Annotated in this window: 15 protein-coding genes and 1 pseudogene; 9 read left to right on the forward strand and 7 right to left on the reverse strand. The window is 38.4% G+C overall.

All coding sequences use genetic code 11. The features are described 5' to 3' along the window. Window positions 1-2: 2 nt before the first annotated feature. A complete protein-coding gene (gene hemL / locus ABI125_05540; GenBank protein XCF07319.1) occupies window positions 3-1,289 on the forward strand; it encodes a glutamate-1-semialdehyde 2,1-aminomutase in 1,287 nt (428 codons plus the stop codon). A 76-nt stretch (window positions 1,290-1,365) separates the two neighbouring features. On the opposite strand, the gene ABI125_05545 is transcribed toward hemL, so the two are convergent. The 4 genes from ABI125_05545 to lysS form a co-directional block, all read right to left on the reverse strand. Further along, window positions 1,366-1,833 carry a hypothetical protein gene (locus tag ABI125_05545; protein XCF07320.1) on the reverse strand — a complete coding sequence of 156 codons (468 nt, stop codon included), beginning with the start codon at window positions 1,831-1,833 and terminating at the stop codon, window positions 1,366-1,368. Between the two features lie 106 nt (window positions 1,834-1,939). Continuing rightward, complete coding sequence (locus ABI125_05550) at window positions 1,940-3,157, reverse strand: hypothetical protein (protein ID XCF07321.1); 1,218 nt, start codon at window positions 3,155-3,157, stop codon at window positions 1,940-1,942. A 276-nt stretch (window positions 3,158-3,433) separates the two neighbouring features. Beyond that, on the reverse strand, window positions 3,434-5,497 hold the full coding sequence (locus ABI125_05555) for a response regulator (GenBank protein ID XCF07322.1): 2,064 nt from the start codon (window positions 5,495-5,497) through the stop codon (window positions 3,434-3,436). Between the two features lie 151 nt (window positions 5,498-5,648). After that, window positions 5,649-7,337, reverse strand: coding sequence for a lysine--tRNA ligase (gene lysS / locus ABI125_05560; protein ID XCF07323.1), 1,689 nt, complete (start codon window positions 7,335-7,337; stop codon window positions 5,649-5,651). 197 nt (window positions 7,338-7,534) lie between these two features. Here lysS and ABI125_05565 point away from each other — a divergent pair, with 197 nt between their 5' ends. The 3 genes and pseudogenes from ABI125_05565 to ABI125_05575 all read left to right on the forward strand — a co-directional run bounded on the left by ABI125_05565 (window position 7,535) and on the right by ABI125_05575 (window position 9,356). Continuing rightward, entirely contained in the window at window positions 7,535-7,693 is a 159-nt protein-coding gene (locus tag ABI125_05565) for a YqaE/Pmp3 family membrane protein (protein XCF07324.1), read from the forward strand. Window positions 7,694-7,797: 104 nt separating this feature from the next. Further along, entirely contained in the window at window positions 7,798-8,502 is a 705-nt protein-coding gene (gene lipB, locus ABI125_05570; GenBank protein ID XCF07325.1) for a lipoyl(octanoyl) transferase LipB, read from the forward strand. Window positions 8,503-8,555: 53 nt separating this feature from the next. After that, a pseudogene (locus ABI125_05575) lies at window positions 8,556-9,356 on the forward strand (class I SAM-dependent methyltransferase). 105 nt (window positions 9,357-9,461) lie between these two features. On the opposite strand, the gene ABI125_05580 reads toward ABI125_05575, so the two are convergent. The 3 genes from ABI125_05580 to ABI125_05590 all read right to left on the reverse strand — a co-directional run bounded on the left by ABI125_05580 (window position 9,462) and on the right by ABI125_05590 (window position 11,542). Continuing rightward, the gene (locus ABI125_05580) at window positions 9,462-10,373 is read right to left on the reverse strand and encodes a response regulator (GenBank protein XCF07326.1); all 912 of its coding nucleotides are present in this window, start codon (window positions 10,371-10,373) and stop codon (window positions 9,462-9,464) included. Beyond that, complete coding sequence (locus ABI125_05585) at window positions 10,370-11,161, reverse strand: ATP-binding protein (protein XCF07327.1); 792 nt, start codon at window positions 11,159-11,161, stop codon at window positions 10,370-10,372. Before ABI125_05585 ends, ABI125_05580 begins: the two co-directional genes overlap by 4 nt. A gap of 141 nt (window positions 11,162-11,302) precedes the next feature. Next, on the reverse strand, window positions 11,303-11,542 hold the full coding sequence (locus tag ABI125_05590) for a hypothetical protein (GenBank protein XCF07328.1): 240 nt from the start codon (window positions 11,540-11,542) through the stop codon (window positions 11,303-11,305). A gap of 133 nt (window positions 11,543-11,675) precedes the next feature. Here ABI125_05590 and ABI125_05595 point away from each other — a divergent pair, with 133 nt between their 5' ends. The 5 genes from ABI125_05595 to ABI125_05615 all read left to right on the forward strand — a co-directional run bounded on the left by ABI125_05595 (window position 11,676) and on the right by ABI125_05615 (window position 19,989). Continuing rightward, window positions 11,676-13,631, forward strand: a complete 1,956-nt coding sequence (locus tag ABI125_05595; GenBank protein XCF07329.1) for a peptidylprolyl isomerase — start codon at window positions 11,676-11,678, stop codon at window positions 13,629-13,631. Then, window positions 13,632-14,483 (forward strand): peptidyl-prolyl cis-trans isomerase, encoded by an 852-nt coding sequence (locus ABI125_05600; protein ID XCF07330.1) that lies wholly within the window; start codon window positions 13,632-13,634, stop codon window positions 14,481-14,483. After that, on the forward strand, window positions 14,446-15,903 hold the full coding sequence (locus tag ABI125_05605; protein ID XCF07331.1) for a peptidylprolyl isomerase: 1,458 nt from the start codon (window positions 14,446-14,448) through the stop codon (window positions 15,901-15,903). Before ABI125_05600 ends, ABI125_05605 begins: the two co-directional genes overlap by 38 nt. Window positions 15,904-15,907: 4 nt before the next feature. Then, the gene (locus tag ABI125_05610; protein ID XCF07332.1) at window positions 15,908-16,861 is read left to right on the forward strand and encodes a MoxR family ATPase; all 954 of its coding nucleotides are present in this window, start codon (window positions 15,908-15,910) and stop codon (window positions 16,859-16,861) included. Between the two features lie 347 nt (window positions 16,862-17,208). Then, the gene (locus ABI125_05615) at window positions 17,209-19,989 is read left to right on the forward strand and encodes a bifunctional aconitate hydratase 2/2-methylisocitrate dehydratase (GenBank protein ID XCF07333.1); all 2,781 of its coding nucleotides are present in this window, start codon (window positions 17,209-17,211) and stop codon (window positions 19,987-19,989) included. Window positions 19,990-20,064 lie beyond the last annotated feature (75 nt).

The raw sequence follows: 20,064 nt of genomic DNA on the forward strand, positions 1-20,064 counted from the left end.
ATATGATTTATAAACGAAGCAGTGCATTATTCGCAGAAGCAGAAAAAGTAATTCCCGGTGGTGTAAATTCGCCCGTTAGAGCGTTTAAAGGCGTTGGTGGAACACCGATTTTTATTAAGGAAGCCAAAGGGGCTTATTTGTACGACGAAGATGGTAACCGATTGGTAGATTACATCAATTCTTGGGGGCCGATGATTTTAGGCCACGCTCACAAACCCGTGGTGGATGCGGTAATTGAAAAAGCCAAAAAAGGTACCTCGTTTGGAACACCTACCGAAATCGAAACCAAAATAGCCGAGTTGACGGTATCGATGGTTCCGAATATCGATAAAATACGCTTTGTGAATTCAGGAACCGAGGCCTGTATGAGTGCCGTACGTCTGGCACGCGGTTTTACGGGGAAAGACAAAATAATAAAATTTGCAGGCTGCTACCATGGGCATTCCGATTCGTTTTTAATCCAAGCGGGTAGTGGTGCGAGTACTTTTGGTACGCCCAATAGCCCCGGCGTAACCCAAGGAACAGCCAAAGATACCTTGTTGGCCAGATATAATGATATTAATAATGTAGAGGAAATTATTGAGGCGAATAAGAGTGAAATTGCCTGCATCATTATTGAGCCTGTGGCTGGAAATATGGGGTGTGTACCGCCAATAGAAGGGTTTTTGGAAGGGTTGAGAACCCTTTGTGATGCCAACGATATTTTACTCATATTTGATGAAGTGATGACCGGTTTTAGATTGGCAAAAGGTGGTGCCCAAGAATTATTTGAAGTGAAGGCCGATTTAGTTTGCTTCGGAAAAGTAATTGGTGGCGGATTGCCCGTTGGTGCCTTTGCGGCACGTAACGAAATTATGAACCATTTGGCGCCTTTGGGGCCTGTTTACCAAGCGGGGACATTAAGTGGAAATCCATTAGCTATGGCGGCCGGTTTGGCGATGCTCACCGAGCTGAATACTGATGCGGAGATATTCACTCGTTTGGCTGAAAAAACGGAATATTTACACCGAGGCATAGAAAACGTTTTGAACGAAAATAGGGTGGTGCATACCATTAACCGAACAGGGTCGATGATTTCGGTGCATTTTGATGAAAGGGAAGTGATTGATTTTGATACCGCAGCCAACGGAAATAACGATACTTTTAAAACGTTTTTCCACGGTATGCTGAATCAAGGGGTGTATATCGCGCCAAGTGCATTTGAAACTTGGTTTATAACTGATGCTCTAACTTACGAAGACTTAGATTTTACCATTAACGCTGTAAACGAAGTGGCGAAAACATTGTAGTGTAAAAAGAAAACGCATTTCCAAATACTCGGAAATGCGTTTTTCATCAACAAACTAAACTAAAATCAATCAAATTTTATCTTCGGTGCTCCTTTTTTCTGAAGTCTCTTTTTTTGTCGTCGCTTTTCATTTTCTTTCTGGCTTGCGATTTCTCCCATTTTGCATATTGGTCTTCATTTAAAATCTTTTTCATTTTCGCTTTCATGGCAATTTGGTGGTCTAACTTGGCATTCATTATTTTCAAGCGTTCTTCTTTCGATGGTTTTTCCATGTTGCCGCTTTCCTTTTTCGCTTTATAGGCTTCCATCATTTCCTTGCGCTTTTTGGCGTTTTCAAGGCTTATGTTATAAATGTCGTCCTGTTGCGATTTGTTCAAATCTAAATGCAGGGTCATTTTTTTGGTGTGTAATGTGGCAGCTTCCTCCGGAGAAAGATCGTGCATCAAGTGCATTTTGTCTTTTCTATCCAATTTTTGTGGGCCTTGGGCGTAAGCAACACCTTGTAAGGCTACAAAAGCCACGGCGATAATCATTAACTTTTTCATTTTTATTGTTTTAAAGGTTCTTTCTGCTAATAAGACCGTGGAAAATGAAAAAGGTTTAAGACGATAATTTTTTTAACTTGAAGTTAACAACTTTTCGAAACAGCTGTTATTTGATAAATGGGAAAGACAGCCCGATACCTGTTTGGAAATCGGGTGCATTATTTACCTCAAAATCTTCTTTGATATAAATGGAAAGTTTAAAATTCGGTTTTCCATAGGTATAAACGAAATTCCAGTTTTGAAGGGGGTTGTAAAGTGTGTACACCCCGTTGTGCCAGCCGCCGTTTATTTCTTTCCACTTGCCCGAAAGCTTAAAATACTCGTATTCTTCCCTTTGATTATATCGGGTTTGCGCCTGAAAATTTACCCCGAAGGCATTGTAGTTACCCTTTTTGGTGTACTTGGTAATTTCAAAATGCGACTCTAAAGTGCCTAAATATTTATTGTTACCCAGATCGATGACTTCCTTAAAATTGACGAAGTTTTTTCGGAGTATGTTGGCTCCTATTGCAAAATGGATTTGGTATTGGTTTTTAAGGTTGATTTTTTTAACCGCATTGGCAGAAATTCCAGCATCCATTGATGAATTGAAACGCGATGTGTTTAATCCTAAATGGCTACCAAAATTGATGAAAATATTGTGTTTTTTACTGAAACGAAACTTAGGGTAATAATAATGGCTCAATTCAATGCCTCCTAAAAAGAAATGGTTTTGGCGCAATTCCATGGTGTTTCCGTTACGGTCCAAGTATCTAAAATTAACTTGATTCATGCCGTAATACCGGCGCCCGAAAGGGTCTTCGCCACCAGCAATATTGCTGTGGAACCACTCGATGGCTTCGTCGGAGGTGAAAACTGAAAAAGGATACTTTCCTTTGGTAATCCAATAGTGCCTAAAATTGAGGTTTATTTCGTGCTGTTGGTTAATGGGGATATCAAAATTCAACCTAAATTCCTTTATAACTGCATCAACAACAATGTTCATATAATCGGCTGGCGTGCTTTCTTGATCTATAAAGGTAAAGGGGCGATCGTGCCATTTTATGTTACTTAACCGTTCCCTAACTTCGGGGTCTTTGGGGAAGTAAGCTTCAACATACGGATGGAAATTATTACCGCTAATATGGTCTATGGTAAATGTAGGTTTTTTTGAGGGGGCACTTTTGAAATTGGTATTTAGCCTTGAGCTGAAAATACCAAAATGGTGCGTGGCTAATAGGCTAGGTTTATCGATGCCGTTTTTATAGAAAATACTATCTTTTTCTTGGGCTATAGCTGTTAAGGCAAGTACAGGCAAAAAGAAGAATAATAGGTGTTTTAGCATCGGGTAAAAATACTTAAATATAGATGTCTAGAAGAAAATTTCTTAAAAAAATTAACAAATCGATTTTACTCTTTTAACGAATTTATAAAAGGTAAAGGTGAATGTTAAATATTTCAAAATTACTTTAGTACGTCAAAAATATTGCGTCTATTTGTATAGTTAGTTTAGTTTAGTTAGTGCATTGGAAAATGCAAAAAGTTAAAGTTTAGTTTGTTATTAAAGCCGGTTATTAAAATAACTGGCTTTTTTGTTTTTTGACCAATGGGCAATTGGTTTTTAATCTTTTAATTGTAGACAAAAATGAAAATGCAGTAGTTTGTATAGGTGTTCTTTTTTAAAGGGTTTCGACAGGTAATTGTTCATGCCACTTTCAAGAGCCTGGTCTATTGCCTCCGTGGTGACATTGGCTGATAGCCCAAAAATAATTACGTCCTCGTCTTGTTTTCTTATTTCGCGGGTGGCTTCCCAGCCATCCATCACAGGCATATGGATATCCATAAAAATAAGATGATAAGGTTTTTCTTGAAATTTCTCTAAGGCTAGTTGACCGTTTTTTGCAGCATCTGGTGTAATGCCCAAATCCTCAAGGAATTTTTTGAGAACAATAATATTCAGGTTGTTATCGTCAACAATCAATACGCTTAAGTTAGAGTAATCTACCTTTTGGTTTACGGGTATTTGTTTTTCAACATGCTGCTTGTCGGCCAGTTTAAACAACATATTGAATTTAAACTTTGTGCCTTTGTTTGGGGTGCTTTTTACTTTTATTTTACCGCCCATCATATTGATTAAAACCTTACAGATAGCCAAGCCTAAGCCGCTGCCTTCATACTGTTTTTTCACGCCGTTTTCCACTTGGGTAAACCTGTCGAAAATAGTTTTTAAGCGGTCTTTTGGTATGCCAATACCAGTATCTTTTATGGTAACATGTACACGTAATTCGTTTTCACCTACTAGGTCTTCGCTATAATTTACGGTTACACCACCAGTGTTTGTAAACTTTAAGCCGTTTTTAACAATGTTGTTTATTACTTGGATGAACTTGCTTTCATCTCCAATAACATTTAGTCCGCGAACATTTTTAAAATTTGATTTGAGGTAAAGGTTCTTCTTGACAAAAATAAATTGATTAACTTCAATAAGCTCTTTTATTTTTTCAAGCGGATTGAAATTGGTTTCGACCAACTCGGTTTTGCCCGACTCTATCTTTTCGATGTCTAAAATATCGTTGATAATATTTAGCAGGTTGTTGGAAGATTTTTCCATTAAGTCTAAATATTCTCTATCTGTTTTGTTGAGTTTGCTGTCTTTTAACAATTCAATAAAACCAAGCACGGCATGCAGTGGCGTTCTTATTTCGTGGCTCATATTGGCCAAGAATTCAGATTTGGCCTTCGAAGCTTTCTCGGCCCGATTCCGTTCATTGTTGAGTTTTTCGTTGGTGTTTAAGAGCATGGCGTTAGACTGCAAAGCGAGTTTTGTGCCCTCGCGAGCTCTTAAATAAAAATTGATAAGCAAACTGGTTAGAATACAAAAAAGGACGCCAACGCCCAAGGCTATGTGGGTAATAAGCCTGTTTTCTGATAGGTAAAGTTCATTGCTGGGTGTTACTTTTAAACGCCAACTTTGGTTATCTAAAGAATCAACTAAAATACTGTCTTCGTAAAATAATTTTTTCTCTGTTAAGAGTTTGTCTTGCGTATTTAGGGAGTAAAAAAGGTTCGATTCATGATCCCAAAGTTCAATGGCATATTGGTCTTCCAAACTGGTAGCTAGCTTATCGAACTTTTCTGTGAAGTCTACGCCGCCAGTAATGGTGCCTTGAAATGTGTTGTCGAAATTTACTGAAAAATCAACTAAAAAAGCTTGTCCGCTTTGAGTTAGCTCAGACCATGGCGTTACATTGGGGATGTCTGTAAATCGGTGGCTTAACCATTCGTCTTTACGGTAACCGATATTAGAAATATCTAAATTTAAAGCCCCTTCATTTCCCTTTAATGGCATGATTTTTCGAATAACCATGGTGCTGTCAATCCATTCTAAAAATTTAAACGACGGATTTTGTTTTAGCAGCATTCTAGCATCTTGTTCCCAATGATCCAGATACATGCCGTCGGTAAATTCAATCCTATTTTTTAGATTATGTATTTGTGCAAAATCTGCCTTAACAATGTTGGTAAACTCTTTAAAAACAAGTTTTCCAGTTTGAATGACGTTTTCTTCAATTAACCGGTTACTGTTGATTAGAGCTTTGTTCCAAACTAGAATTACAATGAGCACCGTAATGGTGAAAGATGCTATTGGAAATAGAACAACTTTTTTTTTAAGTTTGCTTAACATTGCATTTAGTTAGTGCTATTATTAGAGAGAGGTGCAATATCATTTTGATTTAAGCCACGTTTAAAGGGTTAGTTTTGCATCGAAGTTATTAATATTTTTAGAATTAATAAAATTTTCATTTTTTGGATGCGGTTGTAGATTTTAAAACACATTAAATCACACCAACAAACAATCCATTATCGGTCTTTTCAACTTTGGCTAAATTGTTTTTAGTGAGCTCTTTAATGGTTTTGTCCCATTTTTTATTTGAAAGTCCCGATTGCGTTTTTAAATCGATAAGTTCCAGTTTTTCAGCTTTTTTCAAAATTTCAAAAACGGCTTTGGCATCTTCACTAACGGCAACGGCTTTTTTCTCCGGACGCATTTGCGGGAAGAATAATACCTCTTGAATAGATTGGTTGTTGGTTAAAAACATGATTAAACGATCCATTCCAATACCCATACCTGATGTTGGTGGCATACCATATTCCAAAGCACGTAAGAAATCGTGATCTATAAATTCGGTAGCTTCGTCGTCACCTTTGGCAGCCAGTTTTAATTGGTGCTCAAAACGCTCACGTTGGTCGATAGGGTCGTTCAATTCGGAATATGCATTGGCAATCTCCTTACCGCAAACCATCAGTTCGAAACGTTCGGTCAATTCTGGATTATCGCGGTGCTCTTTACACAACGGACTCATTTCTTTTGGGTAGTCGGTAATAAAAGTAGGCTGGATGTAGTTACCCTCACATTTTTCACCAAAAATCTCATCGATTAACTTGCCTTTACCCATGGTGTTATCAACTTCAACACCTAAATCTATAGCCGCTTGGCGTATTTCGGCCTCGCTTTTTCCGGTAATATCGAATCCAGTAAATTCCTTAATGGAATCGGCCATGGTTACGCGGGCGTAAGGTGCTTTAAAATCTATGTCGTGTTCACCAAATTTTACTTTTGTAGTGCCGTTAACGGCAGTGGCGCAGTGTTCTAACAGGCGTTCGCAGAAGTCCATCATCCAGTTGTAGTCTTTATAGGCTACATAAATTTCCATGGCAGTAAACTCTGGGTTATGGGTGCGATCCATCCCTTCGTTTCTGAAGTTTTTAGAAAATTCATAAACGCCCTCAAATCCACCAACAATCAATCTTTTTAGGTAAAGTTCGTTAGCAATTCGCATGTACAAAGGTACATCCAAAGCATTGTGGTGCGTAACAAATGGACGCGCCGCTGCACCACCAGGAATAGGCTGCAAAACGGGAGTTTCTACCTCAAAATAACCAGCATCGTTAAAAAACTGACGCATGGCATTAAATAATTTGGTGCGCTTTACAAATACGTTTTTTACCTGTGGATTCACCACTAAGTCAGCATAGCGCTGTCTGTAGCGTTGCTCGGGGTCGGTAAAGGCATCGTAAACCTTGCCGTCTTTTTCTTTTGGAACAGGTAATGGTTTTAAGGCTTTACTCAATAAGGTAAAATCTTTAACGTTAATGGTTTTTTCGCCCACTTTAGTAGTGAACAATTCGCCTTCAATGCCAATAAAATCACCGAAATCCAATAGCTTTTTAAATACGTCGTTGTATTTGGTTTTGTCTTCTCCGGGGCAAATCTCGTCTCGGTTAAAGTACACTTGAATTTTCCCTTCGCCATCCTGCAACTGGGCAAAACTCGCTTTTCCTTGAACTCGAACCATCATCAATCGGCCTGCAGCTACTACCTTTTTACCTTCCTCAAACTGTTCCTTAACCTGTTTGGAGGTGTGGGTTACAGGGTATAAATCGGCTGGGTAAGGATTGATACCCAACTCACGAAGTTTTTTTAACTTGTCTCTTCTTACTAATTCTTGTTCTGAAAGCTGCATGCTAATTTTTAATTTTGAGTTTGGCCCTTTTCGAGCGAGTGCAAAATTACGTTATTTTCAAAAAAGTAGCACATAAGTTACTAGGAGATTTTGGGCGCCATACAACATTGCCAAACTTTATGCGGCTTAAATTGTAACAAAAGAATGGTTTTCCCGTCGAATAGGCCATATCATCAATCATCAAAATAAAATAGAATATGAGTTTTTGGAGAGTTCTGCTTTCAATTATATGTCCGCCATTAGCCGTTTTAGATAAAGGTTGTGGCTCCATCATTATCGTGTTTTTACTGTGGCTTTGCGGCTGGGTGCCCGGAGTGATTGCCGCACTTGTAATACTGAATAACCCAAAAAATTAGTTTCAGGGGGTAAAAATTTCTTCTGAAATACTAAACAAAAATCCCGTTTCAATTACTTTGTGCCTTTGTGCCTTTGCGAGAATAAAATCGTAATTTTGCAGCTTATGAATAAAAAGGTTCAACTGCAGGATTTAGGATTTAAGGATTACAAACAAACTTGGGATTACCAAGAGCAACTGTTTAAGGGCATTGTTGACGCCAAAATTAAAAATAGGCGTGAAGAAACCGACTTTGAAACCAACAACTACTTTTTGTTTGTTGAGCATCCGCATGTGTACACTTTGGGGAAAAGCGGCGATTTGTCCAATTTATTACTGAATGAATCACAGCTCACCGAAAAAGGGGCGACCTTTTATAAAATAAACCGCGGTGGCGATATTACTTACCACGGGCCCGGGCAAATTGTTGGCTATCCTATTTTGGATCTCGACAATTTTTTTACCGATATACACAAATACCTGCGTTTGCTTGAGGAAATGATTATTTTAACCTTGGCCGAATACGGTTTAAAAGCCGAGCGCAGCGATGGTGAAACCGGTGTTTGGTTGGATGTAGGCACACCCTTTGCCCGTAAAATATGTGCCATGGGCGTTCGCGCCAGTCGGTGGGTAACCATGCACGGTTTTGCGCTTAATGTGAATGCCGATTTGGGCTATTTCGATAATATTATTCCTTGTGGTATTCGTGGTAAAGCGGTGACTTCGCTAAACGTGGAACTTGGCAAAAAAGAAGTTGACGAAACAGAAGTAAAAGACAAACTACTCAAACATTTTTCTGAACTTTTTGAGGCGGAGTTTGTTGCGAAATAGACTGTTGTTTTATGGGGTTTTGCTTATTTTTAACCGATAACTATTCCATTTAAATGAGCACCAACAAGCATTATTTTGAAACCAACAGGCAAACCTGGAACCAAAAAGTAAAGGTGCATGCCCAAAGCGATATGTACAACCTCGAAGCTTTTAAGCAAGGAAAATCGTCATTGATGCGGTATGAACTGGAAGCCTTGGGGAATGTTAACGGAAAATCGCTATTGCATTTGCAATGCCATTTTGGTCAAGATACATTGAGTTGGAGCCGAATGGGCGCAACCTGCACGGGCGTCGATATCAGCGACGAGGGCATCCAACTGGCGAAACAACTCAATGACGAACTGCAACAAAATGCCCAATTTGTATGTTGTAACGTGTTAGATACCTCAAAATTTGTGACCGAACAATTCGATATCGTTTTTACCAGTTATGGCGTTATCGGTTGGTTGCCCGATTTAAAACCATGGGGCAAAATGATTGCCGAACGCTTAAAAACGGGCGGCACATTTTTTATGGCCGAATTCCATCCCATAGTTTGGATGTTCGATTATTAAGGCGACACACCAAAAATGCAATACGGTTATATGCAAAACGATGTCATTTACGAAGAATACCAAGGTACTTATGCCGACGAAAACGCCGAGATAACCAGTAAAGAATACGGTTGGAACCACGGCCTTGGTGAAGTTATTAATGCATTGACCGAAGCAGGGCTGCACATAGACTATTTAAACGAATACAACGAAAGCCCGTATGATGTTTTGCCCAATTTAACCGAAACCGAAAACGGTATGTTTGTAACAAAAGACCAATTGTACCCTTTGATTTTTACGGTAAAGGCGACGAAATTGTGATGCGTTTATAAAACAACAAACGCCCTTAAAATGGACGTTTTTATATCATGTTTTTACAAAATTATGGGCTTGTGCAGAGAGATTTGCTGTTTTTGGTAAAATGATTTAATTGTCTTTCACTTGTTCGTCTATAATTTCTTTAAAAGTTTCTAATTTATTAATTGACATAATAAGCCTTTGAAATTCTTTATTTGAAATAAAGATTATTTTTCTAACATCATTTGATTCTCTTATGGCCTCTAAGTAAGTATTTCTTGTTAAGTAACCTGTTGTTGCAATTATTCCAAGTTCAGCTAAACCATTTGTATGCTTCAATTTGCTGCTGAATACAATGAAAGTATTTTTGTCAACTTTGTCTTTTGGTTTGTTTTTGCATTCAATTAAAATATATTTGCCAAATTTATTTAAAAAGGGGTCTTCTATTTCGTTTCTAACTATTAGATCAACTTCATTTAGTGATTTGTCAATTACTCTTTTGTTAATACTATTATACCCTATGGATTGAAATAAAAGACTAACAAAATGTTCGAATTTTTCACCTTTTGAATATGTGTCACTTTCATTTTTTGCATTTGAATAATACTCTAAAAGAGCATTATTTATTTCATCGGGTGATTTGAAGGATTCTTGATGATATTTCTCAATAATATTAGAGAGTTTAGGAATCCATATATCATAATCCTCCTTGTCTAGAACATCAATTATTTTGCCAGTTAAGAAAAGATCCTTTAATTGAAGTAAATATTCTCCCTTAAAAGCAGAAACAATAATAATTTTAGCAAAAGGGTTGGTTTCTATTATTTTATTTATTAACTCAATACCATCAAAGACAAAACCATCCATTCTTAAATCTACAATAGCTAATGAGAAATACCTGTTTTCAATAGATTCAATGATATCATCTTCTTCAAAAACACTTTTCAAATCATATTCAGAAGAAAGGTTTTTTCTAAGACCTTTTTCTAGTCCTTGAGCCTGTACTTTCACGTCATCTATAATTAAAATACTTCGCTTCATTCTTCTGAATTTATTATGGGTAAAGATATTAAAAAATATTTTTGATACTCTTCATTTTCTAAAGGGTAATATTCTATTGAGCCATTATATAGCTCACATAAGTATTTCGCGTGGTGCAAGCCTATTCCAGAACCTCCTGTATTTGAAATTCCATAATCGAAAATTTTATTTTCTATTTTCTTTTCAACTTCCTCTCCGTTATCAAATATGCTTATTTTTAAAAAGTCTTCATCTTTATCAACTGAAAATTTAATTTTTCTATTTGAGTCTATTTTTGAAAGTGCTTTTGTTGCATTAATTATAATATTATTTGTCATTTGCACAACTGATTGAAAAGGTAAACTAAAATAGATTTCTTGCTCTAAATTATTTTCTTTAATTAGAGAAATTTTGTTTTCATAGAAATTATCTCTATTTAAAAGTTCAACTGCAGTTATTAAACTGCTGTAGGAAAAATTGTCTTTATCGCTATGAGGAACTAATTTAGAGAAGTTTTCAATTGTCTCTCTCATTATTTTTAAATTCAATTTAATTGAGTTTAAATGTTCGTCAGTAATTTCATCAGAGGTGTTTGTGCTTACTACACTATCGATACTTTGAATAGAGTTTTTAATATCGTGTCTAGCAAAATTACTCAGCATAGTGATGTGTATATCGTGTGATTTTGATATGGCATCAATATTTTTTCCATGTAGCCTAAGTTCATTTTTTAATTCCTCAATTCTTAGGTTTAAAACAACTGGGTTGTTCTTTTTCTTTGGGATATATTTCTTTTTTCGTTTACTCACTTTTTGTTAGTTCTTGTATATTTAATGATAAAAGTTTACCAAATAAAATAACGGTATTTAGCCCTCATACATATTCATTTAGATATGGTGTTATATGTTAACGAAAATAGCCGAAAAACTCTACAAACAAAAATCCAAGCCTCAACTTTCCGTATAAACCTGTCCACGGTGGGGTTTTAGGGCGTCACGAATAGGTTTCATTTGGTCTTCATCAACCACCAAAAAGGCCGTGCTGTGGTGTTCAGAAAGGGTTTCAACGCCGGTAATGTTGAGGTTTAGTTTTTCAATGGCAATGTATTCCTTTAAATGGATCTCGTGGTGCTGTGCCGTTTTATGGGCATTGGGACCACGAAAATCCCAAATCAGTTTCAGTTTTCGCATGTTTTCCGTTGTAAAAATTACAGACTAAATATAGATTAAAATAAACAATAACAGCTATTTTTGGGCGTTTACAAAACAACTTGTATTATAGGTATATATTAGTATTTTTGTATCCATCGAAAAAAAATATTCCATGAAATTAAAACATCTTATTACTTTATTTTTTGCGTTTTTGGCTTTTGGTGTAAACGGGCAAACCAGCAACAGCGAAACCCTTTTTACGGTTGATGGAAACCCGGTTTATGTGTCGGAATTCGTTAAGGTTTACAAGAAAAACCTCGATTTGGTACAAGACGAATCGCAAAAGGATGTGGACGAATATTTAAAGCTGTTTACCAACTATAAATTAAAGTTGAAGGAAGCCAAAACCTTGGGACTGAACGAGAACGCCAATTATTTACGGGAATTGAACAACTACAAAAAGCAATTGGCCAAAAGTTACATGACCGATAGCAAAGTAACCGATGCTTTGGTGGAAGAGGCTTACCAGCGTGTGTCGCAGGAGATAAATGCCAACCATATTTTGGTAAAGGTTGATGAAAATGCCAGCCCAAACGATACTTTGGCGGCCTACAATGAAATTATAAAACTACGCGAAAGAGCCGTAAAGGAAGGTTTTGAAAAAGTGCGTGCCGAAGTACATAACGGCCAAACTGTTTTTGGCGAGCAGTTGGGATATTTTTCTGGGTTTAGAATGGTTTATAAATTTGAAAATGCGGCTTTCAATACGCCGGTAGGCGATATTTCTCAGCCATTCCGAACCCGTTTTGGTTACCATATAGTGAATGTGTTGGATAAGCGCCCATCGAAAGGCGAAGTAACCGTTGCGCATATTATGGTGGTTGAAAAACCAAACGATTCGTTGGCCGAAAATCCAGAAACGAGAATCAATGATATTTATAAAAAAATAGAGCAGGGCGAAGATTTTGCTTCGCTGGCCAAGCAGTTTTCAGATGATAGAAACTCATCGCCAAAAGGGGGTGAACTGGCGCCATTTTCTAGCGGACAATTGCGTGCCAAGGAATTTGAGGATGTGGCATTTGGTCTGGAAAACGAAGGTGATATTTCAGATCCTTTTAAAACCGATTTCGGTTGGCATATTGTAAAATTAATCAATAAGAAGCCTGTGCCCGATTTTGAAACTTTAAAGCCCGAATTGGCAAATAAAGTAAAGCGCGATAGCCGTTCAAAATTGATTGATGAGGCTTTGATTGATAAATTGAAAGCGAAGTATAACATTGGCAATCCGCCTTCCGATTTACAATATTTTGTGGCCATTTTGAACGACGATTATTTCAGTAGAAATTGGAAATTGCCTGAAAATCTTGATGGTGAAAAGCCATTTTTAAAAATAGGAAACAAGCAATTAACCTATCAGGATTTTGCCAATTACCTGGAAAATCAACAGCGTAACACCACGCCAAAACAATCTTTTGAAACCTTGGTGGTTAAAAAATACGAAGCGTTTTTGGAGCAGCAATTGTTGAATTATCAGGAAGAAAATTTGGAAAACGAAAACGAAGAATATGCCGATATCGTTACCGAATATAGAGACGGTTTGCTACTTTTCGAACTGATGGAAAACACCATTTGGAACGCCGGTACTACCGATACCATCGCGATAAAAGAATACTACGAGGCGAACAAAATCAAGTACGTATCGCCCGAGCGTATTGATGCCGTGGTAGCATCGTCATCGAAACAAAAAACCTTAAAAAAAGTAGCCAAATTATTGAAGAAGGATATGGCCGTTGAGCGCATCAAATCGTTGGTGAACAGTAACGATGCGATCGAGGTTATTTTTACTGCCGAAGTGATGGAAGCCAACCACCAAGCGCTACCTGAGAATTTGGAATTTAAAAAGGGCATTTCGAAAATTCATAAACACAATGGCGGATTCGTTATCGTAAAAATCAACGAGGTGCTTCCCGAAAGTCAAAAATCTTTCGAAGACGCCAAAGGTTTGGTCATTGCCGATTACCAAAACCATAAAGAAGAAAAATGGCTAAGCGAATTGGCCGAAAAGTATCCCGTAAAGGTAAACCAAGCGGTGCTTGCAAATGTAAAAGAACAACTTAACAACAAATAGGTGCGGGGCAGTTTTTTCATAATAGCGATGCTGGCTTTGCTGTTTTCTTGCGAATATTTAAAGAAAACGGACGAGCGCAAACCCGTGGCACGGGTCAACGAAAGCTTTTTGTTTAAGGATGATATAAAAAATCTAGTGCCCGAAGGCGCTTCAGCAGAAGATAGTACCCTTTTAGTGCAAAATTTCATCAACCGTTGGGCGACCCAACAATTGCTGATGGACGGCGCTAAATTTAACCTCAGTGAAGAAAAACAGAACAACTTCAACAAACTGGTAGAACAGTACAAAAACGATTTGTACACCAAAGCGTATATGGAGGCTTTGGTGAAAAAAAATATCGATACGTTGATACCCGATGAAGAGGCCGAAAGCTATTACGAAAACAATAAAGATGTTTTTAAACTGAACGAAGAACTCATCAAGTTCAGGTACGTTAACCTTGATGAAAACATGATCAATTATGAGGATGTAAAAAAACGTTTCGAACGCTATAACGATAGGGACAAGCGTATTTTAGATTCCATTTCCATTCAGTTTAAATCCTACTCCTTTAAAGATTCGGTTTGGATAAGGCTCAGTCAAGCCATACGGAAGATTCCGGCGGTAACGCCTGAAAATAAAGAGCAATTGTTAAAAAAATCTAATTTTATACAGCTCAAAGATTCATTAGGAGTATATTTGATGCAAATTAACGATGTGCTGTTGCGAAACGAAACTGCACCGTTGGAATACGTTAGGCCAACCATAAACCAGATCGTGATCAATAAAAGGAAGTTGGACCTCATTAGGGAATTAGAAAAAGATATTACGAAAGATGCTGTTAAAAACAAACAATTTGAAATTTATAAATAACTTAAAACATATTGCCTGTATCGCAATAACCTTGTTTGCCGTTAATGTTTTGGCTGCCCAAGAAATTATTGCAGATGAAGAGGAAGTGGCTGTGGCCGAAACAAAAGCGTCGGTTTCCAACGTGCAAACGGGTAAAAAAGTAGATGGTGTTGCCGCTGTGGTGGGCGATTACATTGTTTTGGATTCGGATGTTGAAAAAGAGCGCGAGCAAATAAAAGCTGCCGGTGGTTCGGTTGAAGGCGTAGAAGATTGCCAATTGTTCGGTCTTATGCTTGAAAAAAAGTTGTATGCGCATCATGCCATTCAGGATAGTATTCCTGTTTCCGATGCTGAAATCCGCCAAAGTGTTGATTATCAAATCCAGCAGTTTTTGCAACAGACCAACGGTTCTATGGAACGTCTTTTGGAATTCTATAATATGGAAGACGAAAAAACATTCCGTAACGAAATGTTCGAAATCAATAAAGCCAACCAATTGGCAGCGAAAATGCAGGCCAAAATTGTTGAGGGCGTTGAAATTACTCCAGAAGAGGTGCGCTCGTTTTTCAATAATATTCCTAAAGACGAAAGACCAACGTTTGGTACCGAGTTGAAAGTGGCGCAAATTGTAGCCGAGCCCAAAGTTTCGGACGAGGAAAGGCAAAAAATCATCGACCGTTTAAAACAATTTAAAACCGATGTGGTTGAAAATGGGGCAAGTTTCCGCTCCAAAGCCATCTTGTATTCCGAAGATCCCGGGTCTGCGAGCCGCGGGGGCAAGTACACTCTAAACCGCAAGCAGCCCAAAATGGTAAGGGAATTTAGGCAAGTGGCCTTTGCTTTGCAAGAGGGCGAAGTGTCCGATCCGTTTAAAACCGATTACGGCTACCATATTATTATGTTGGAAAAAATTAGGGGGCAGGAGTACGATGTCGCACACATTTTATTAACGCCAAAGGTGTCAGACGAGGCGGTTAAAGAAGCCAAGGAACGATTGGAAAAAGTAAGACAGCGTATTGTTGATGGGGATATTTCGTTTGCCGATGCGGCGCGTGAAGCCAGTGATGAAAAGGAAACCCGAGCCGATGGCGGACAGTTGATTAACCCAACCACACAAGATTATAATTTCGAACTTACCCGTATGGATCCTGAACTGTATGCCCAAATTCAAAATGTAAAGGATGGCGAAGTGAGTTTGGTACAAAAGGAAGAAGACCGTACCGGAAAGGTGAGTTTTAAAATCTTGATGGTAACCGACAGGATTGATGAGCACGAAGCCGATTACGCCCGCGACTTTTTAAAGATTAAAGAATTGGCTCTTGAAGAAAAGAAAATCAAGGAAATTGAAAAGTGGCAAAAAGAAAAAATAATGGATACTTACATAAAAATTAGTGGAAAGTATAGAGATTGTGAGTTTTCCAATAACTGGTTAAAACAATAATTTTATGGGTGATGTCGCTGCCATCGAGCAATTTGTAAAACAATATAAAAGCCTTAAAAACGAAATAGCCAAAGTTATTATTGGGCAAGATGAAGTAGTCAATCAAATTCTCATTTCCATTTTTTCTGGAGGACATTCTTTGCTCATTGGCGTACCCGGATTAGCAAAAACGTTGATGGTCAACACCATTTCGCAAGCGTTGGGTTTAGATTTTAAGCGCATACAATTTACGCCCGATTTAATGCCCAGCGATATTTTAGGTAGCGAAATTTTAGATGAAGACCGCCATTTTAAATTCATAAAAGGCCCTATTTTCTCCAATATTATTTTGGCCGACGAGATTAACCGAACGCCACCGAAAACCCAAGCGGCTTTGTTGGAAGCCATGCAGGAGCGTGCGGTAACTGTGTCCGGACACCATTACAAACTGGAATTGCCTTATTTTGTGTTGGCTACCCAAAACCCTATTGAACAAGAAGGGACTTACCCGTTGCCGGAAGCGCAGTTAGACCGTTTTATGTTTGCCATTAATTTGGAATATCCCACTTTTCAAGAAGAGGTTGAGGTGGTAAAATCGACCACCAACGATACCAAAGTAGAAGTGAAAGCGCTTTTTACGGCACAGCAAATCATCGATTTTCAACATTTAATCCGTCGCATTCCTGTGGCCGATAATGTGATTGAATATGCTGTAGCCATGGTAGGCAAAACACGCCCAAATAGTGATGCTGCTCCCGAAATTGTAAAAACCTACATCGATTGGGGAGCAGGGCCGAGAGCTTCACAAAACCTCATTTTAGCGGCTAAAACCCACGCGGCTATAAACGGTAAGTTTTCACCCGATATGGAAGATGTTCAAGCCGTTGCCAAAAGTATCCTCAGGCATCGAATCATTAAAAACTACAAAGCGGAAGCCGAAGGGGTAACCGAAGAACAGGTTATTGAAAGCTTATTTTAAGTAATTGATGTTGGGGTTTAAATGTTAACATCCTAAATAATTTATTCTGCTTAAACGATTGAATTGATAATTTGTCAATTTTATTTCTTCAAAATTCCATAAAAACCAAAAGAATTCAGATTAAAATGCCACAATAATAATTTGGGTGTGCAAGTGGCTGTATTGCGCGCGTAATATTTAAATTTTAGCGTTTATTTTAGTATTTTGCGTCGCTTTTTATAAAACTAAAAACATAGAAAATATAAATAGGCTTTTAAGGCTATGGTCGGCCTGAGCGACGTTAAAAAACGCTTCAGGTGATGCAAAGCTTTTATTATTTGGGGCCTAAAATTTGAAAAAGACTTAACATGAACATTTACGACGATTACATCAAAGAAATTGAAGGAAGAAAGGCGCAGGGGCTTCACCCAAAGCCCATTGAAAGTGCAGAGTTGCTCTCTGAGATTATTGATCAAATTAAAGATGCTGGAAATGCGAACAGAGCAGATTCACTTGAATTTTTCATTTATAATACAGTGCCCGGAACAACAGGTGCTGCTGGTGTAAAAGCAAAGTTTTTAAAGGAGATTATTCTTGGGGAAGTTGCGGTAGAAGAAATCACGAAAACCTTTGCCTTTGAGTTGTTGTCGCACATGAAAGGTGGACCTTCAGTTGAGGTGCTTTTGGATTTGGCTTTAGGAAACGACGAAGCCATCGCAAAACAATCGGCCGAAGTTTTAAAAACACAGGTGTTCTTGTATGAGGCTGATATGGCTCGTATAGAAGAAGCTTTTAAATCAGGAAACGCCATAGCAAAAGAATTATTGGAAAGCTATGCTAAGGCCGAGTTCTTTACTGAACTTCCTGAAGCAGAAGAGGAAATAAAAATTGTAACCTTCATCGCTGGAACAGGTGACATTTCAACCGATTTGTTATCGCCAGGTGCCGATGCGCATTCACGTTCTGACAGAGAATTGCACGGACAGTGTATTTTCGAGCATAACAAAGAAATGCAGCAGGAATTAACGGCTTTGAAAGAGCAGCACCCAGACAAGCGTGTGATGCTTATTGCTGAAAAAGGAACCATGGGAGTGGGGTCTTCAAGAATGTCTGGTGTAAACAACGTAGCATTGTGGACTGGTATTCAAGCAAGTCCGTATGTACCATTTATCAATATTGCGCCAATTATTGCGGGTACAAATGGCATTTCTCCAATTTTCTTGACTACGGTAGGCGTAACCGGTGGTATTGGTATTGACCTTAAAAACTGGGTTAAGAAAACCGATGCGGAAGGAAACACGGTAGTTGACGAAAACGGCGATCCTGTTTTGGAACAAAAATACTCGGTTGAAACTGGAACGGTTTTAACCATCAACACAAAAACAAAGAAATTATACAACGGCGATAAAGAATTAAAAGATATTTCAGCTGCCTTGACTCCACAAAAAATGGAATTCATTAAAGCTGGTGGATCTTATGCGGTTGTTTTCGGTAAAAAATTACAAACTTTTGCCGCAGGTGTTTTAGGGATTGAGGCGCCTGTAGTTTATGCGCCTTCAAAAGAAATTTCTATTGAAGGACAAGGTTTGACTGCCGTTGAAAAAATATTCAATAAAAACGCTGTTGGCACGACGCCGGGCAAAACATTACACGCCGGGTCGGATGTTCGTGTGGAAGTAAACATCGTAGGATCTCAAGATACTACGGGATTGATGACGTCACAGGAATTGGAAGCGATGGCGGCTACTGTTATTTCTCCAATTGTTGATGCGGGTTACCAATCGGGATGCCACACCGCTTCGGTTTGGGATGATAAATCGAAGGCTAACATTCCGAAGTTAATGAAATTTATGAACGATTTCGGATTAATCACTGGTCGTGACCCAAAAGGTGAATACCACGCCATGACCGATGTAATCCACAAAGTACTTAACGATATTACGGTAAGCGATTGGGATATCATCATTGGTGGCGATTCGCATACACGTATGTCTAAAGGGGTGGCTTTTGGTGCCGATTCAGGAACCGTTGCCTTGGCTTTAGCCACTGGCGAGGCTACTATGCCAATTCCAGAATCGGTTAAAGTAACCTTTAAAGGACAAATGAGAAGTTTCATGGATTTCCGTGATGTGGTTCATGCGACACAACAACAAATGTTGAAGCAATTTGGAGGAGAAAACGTATTCCAAGGAAGAATCATCGAGGTGCATATCGGTACTTTAACTTCCGATCAAGCGTTTACGTTTACTGATTGGACGGCAGAAATGAAAGCTAAAGCGTCTATCTGTATTTCAGAAGATGATACTTTAATTGAATCATTGGAAATCGCCAAAGGCCGTATCCAAATCATGATTGATAAAGGCATGGATAACGAGAAGCAAGTGCTTCAAGGTTTGGTTGACAAGGCCAACAACAGAATTCAGGAATTGAAAACCGGAATTAAACCATCGTTACGTCCTGATGCCAATGCTAAGTATTATGCTGAAGTGGTTATCGATTTAGATGAAATCGCTGAGCCTATGATTGCCGATCCAGATGTAAATAACGAAGATGTTTCTAAACGTTATACTCACGACACCATTCGTCCGTTGTCTTATTATGGCGGTACCAAGCAAGTCGATTTAGGTTTCGTAGGGTCGTGTATGGTTCATAAAGGCGATATGAAAATTTTAGCTCAAATGCTGAAAAATATTGAATCCCAACAAGGTAAAGTGGAGTTTAAAGCACCATTGGTTGTTGCGCCTCCAACATACAATATTGTTGACGAATTGAAAGCAGAAGGCGATTGGGAAGTGCTTCAAAAATACTCAGGTTTCGAGTTTGATGATAATGCACCAAAAGCTGCAGCACGTACCAAGTACGAAAACATGTTGTACTTAGAGCGCCCAGGGTGTAACCTGTGTATGGGTAACCAAGAAAAGGCTGAACCGGGCGATACGGTAATGGCCACTTCAACCCGTTTGTTCCAAGGCCGTGTGGTTAAGGATTCTGGTGAGAAAAAGGGTGAGTCGTTATTGTCGTCAACTCCAGTAGTTGTTTTGTCAACCATTTTAGGAAGAACCCCAACAATGGCAGAATACGAAAAAGCTGTTGATGGTATAGTTTTAACGAAGTTTAAGCCATCCCAAAAACAGTTGATCAACGCTTAATTATATTGACCAATTATAAATTGAAAGCCCAAATCTGATGATTTGGGCTTTTCTGTTTCTTATGACTAAGATTTT

This window comes from Tamlana crocina (assembly GCA_040429635.1).
Classification (GTDB): domain Bacteria; phylum Bacteroidota; class Bacteroidia; order Flavobacteriales; family Flavobacteriaceae; genus Flavisericum; species Flavisericum crocinum.

What these genes read in the sequence shown, in the direction of transcription:
- hemL (XCF07319.1), top strand. Translation starts at nt 3, where the DNA reads ATGATTTATAAACGAAGCAGTGCATTATTCGCAGAAGCAGAAAAAGTA.
- lipB (XCF07325.1), top strand. Translation starts at nt 7,798, where the DNA reads ATGAATAAAAAGGTTCAACTGCAGGATTTAGGATTTAAGGATTACAAA.
- lysS (XCF07323.1), bottom strand. Translation starts at nt 7,337, where the DNA reads ATGCAGCTTTCAGAACAAGAATTAGTAAGAAGAGACAAGTTAAAAAAA.
- ABI125_05605 (XCF07331.1), top strand. Translation starts at nt 14,446, where the DNA reads ATGCTGTTAAAAACAAACAATTTGAAATTTATAAATAACTTAAAACAT.
- ABI125_05595 (XCF07329.1), top strand. Translation starts at nt 11,676, where the DNA reads ATGAAATTAAAACATCTTATTACTTTATTTTTTGCGTTTTTGGCTTTT.
- ABI125_05590 (XCF07328.1), bottom strand. Translation starts at nt 11,542, where the DNA reads ATGCGAAAACTGAAACTGATTTGGGATTTTCGTGGTCCCAATGCCCAT.
- ABI125_05580 (XCF07326.1), bottom strand. Translation starts at nt 10,373, where the DNA reads ATGAAGCGAAGTATTTTAATTATAGATGACGTGAAAGTACAGGCTCAA.
- ABI125_05545 (XCF07320.1), bottom strand. Translation starts at nt 1,833, where the DNA reads ATGAAAAAGTTAATGATTATCGCCGTGGCTTTTGTAGCCTTACAAGGT.
- ABI125_05565 (XCF07324.1), top strand. Translation starts at nt 7,535, where the DNA reads ATGAGTTTTTGGAGAGTTCTGCTTTCAATTATATGTCCGCCATTAGCC.
- ABI125_05550 (XCF07321.1), bottom strand. Translation starts at nt 3,157, where the DNA reads ATGCTAAAACACCTATTATTCTTCTTTTTGCCTGTACTTGCCTTAACA.
- ABI125_05555 (XCF07322.1), bottom strand. Translation starts at nt 5,497, where the DNA reads ATGTTAAGCAAACTTAAAAAAAAAGTTGTTCTATTTCCAATAGCATCT.
- ABI125_05615 (XCF07333.1), top strand. Translation starts at nt 17,209, where the DNA reads ATGAACATTTACGACGATTACATCAAAGAAATTGAAGGAAGAAAGGCG.
- ABI125_05610 (XCF07332.1), top strand. Translation starts at nt 15,908, where the DNA reads ATGGGTGATGTCGCTGCCATCGAGCAATTTGTAAAACAATATAAAAGC.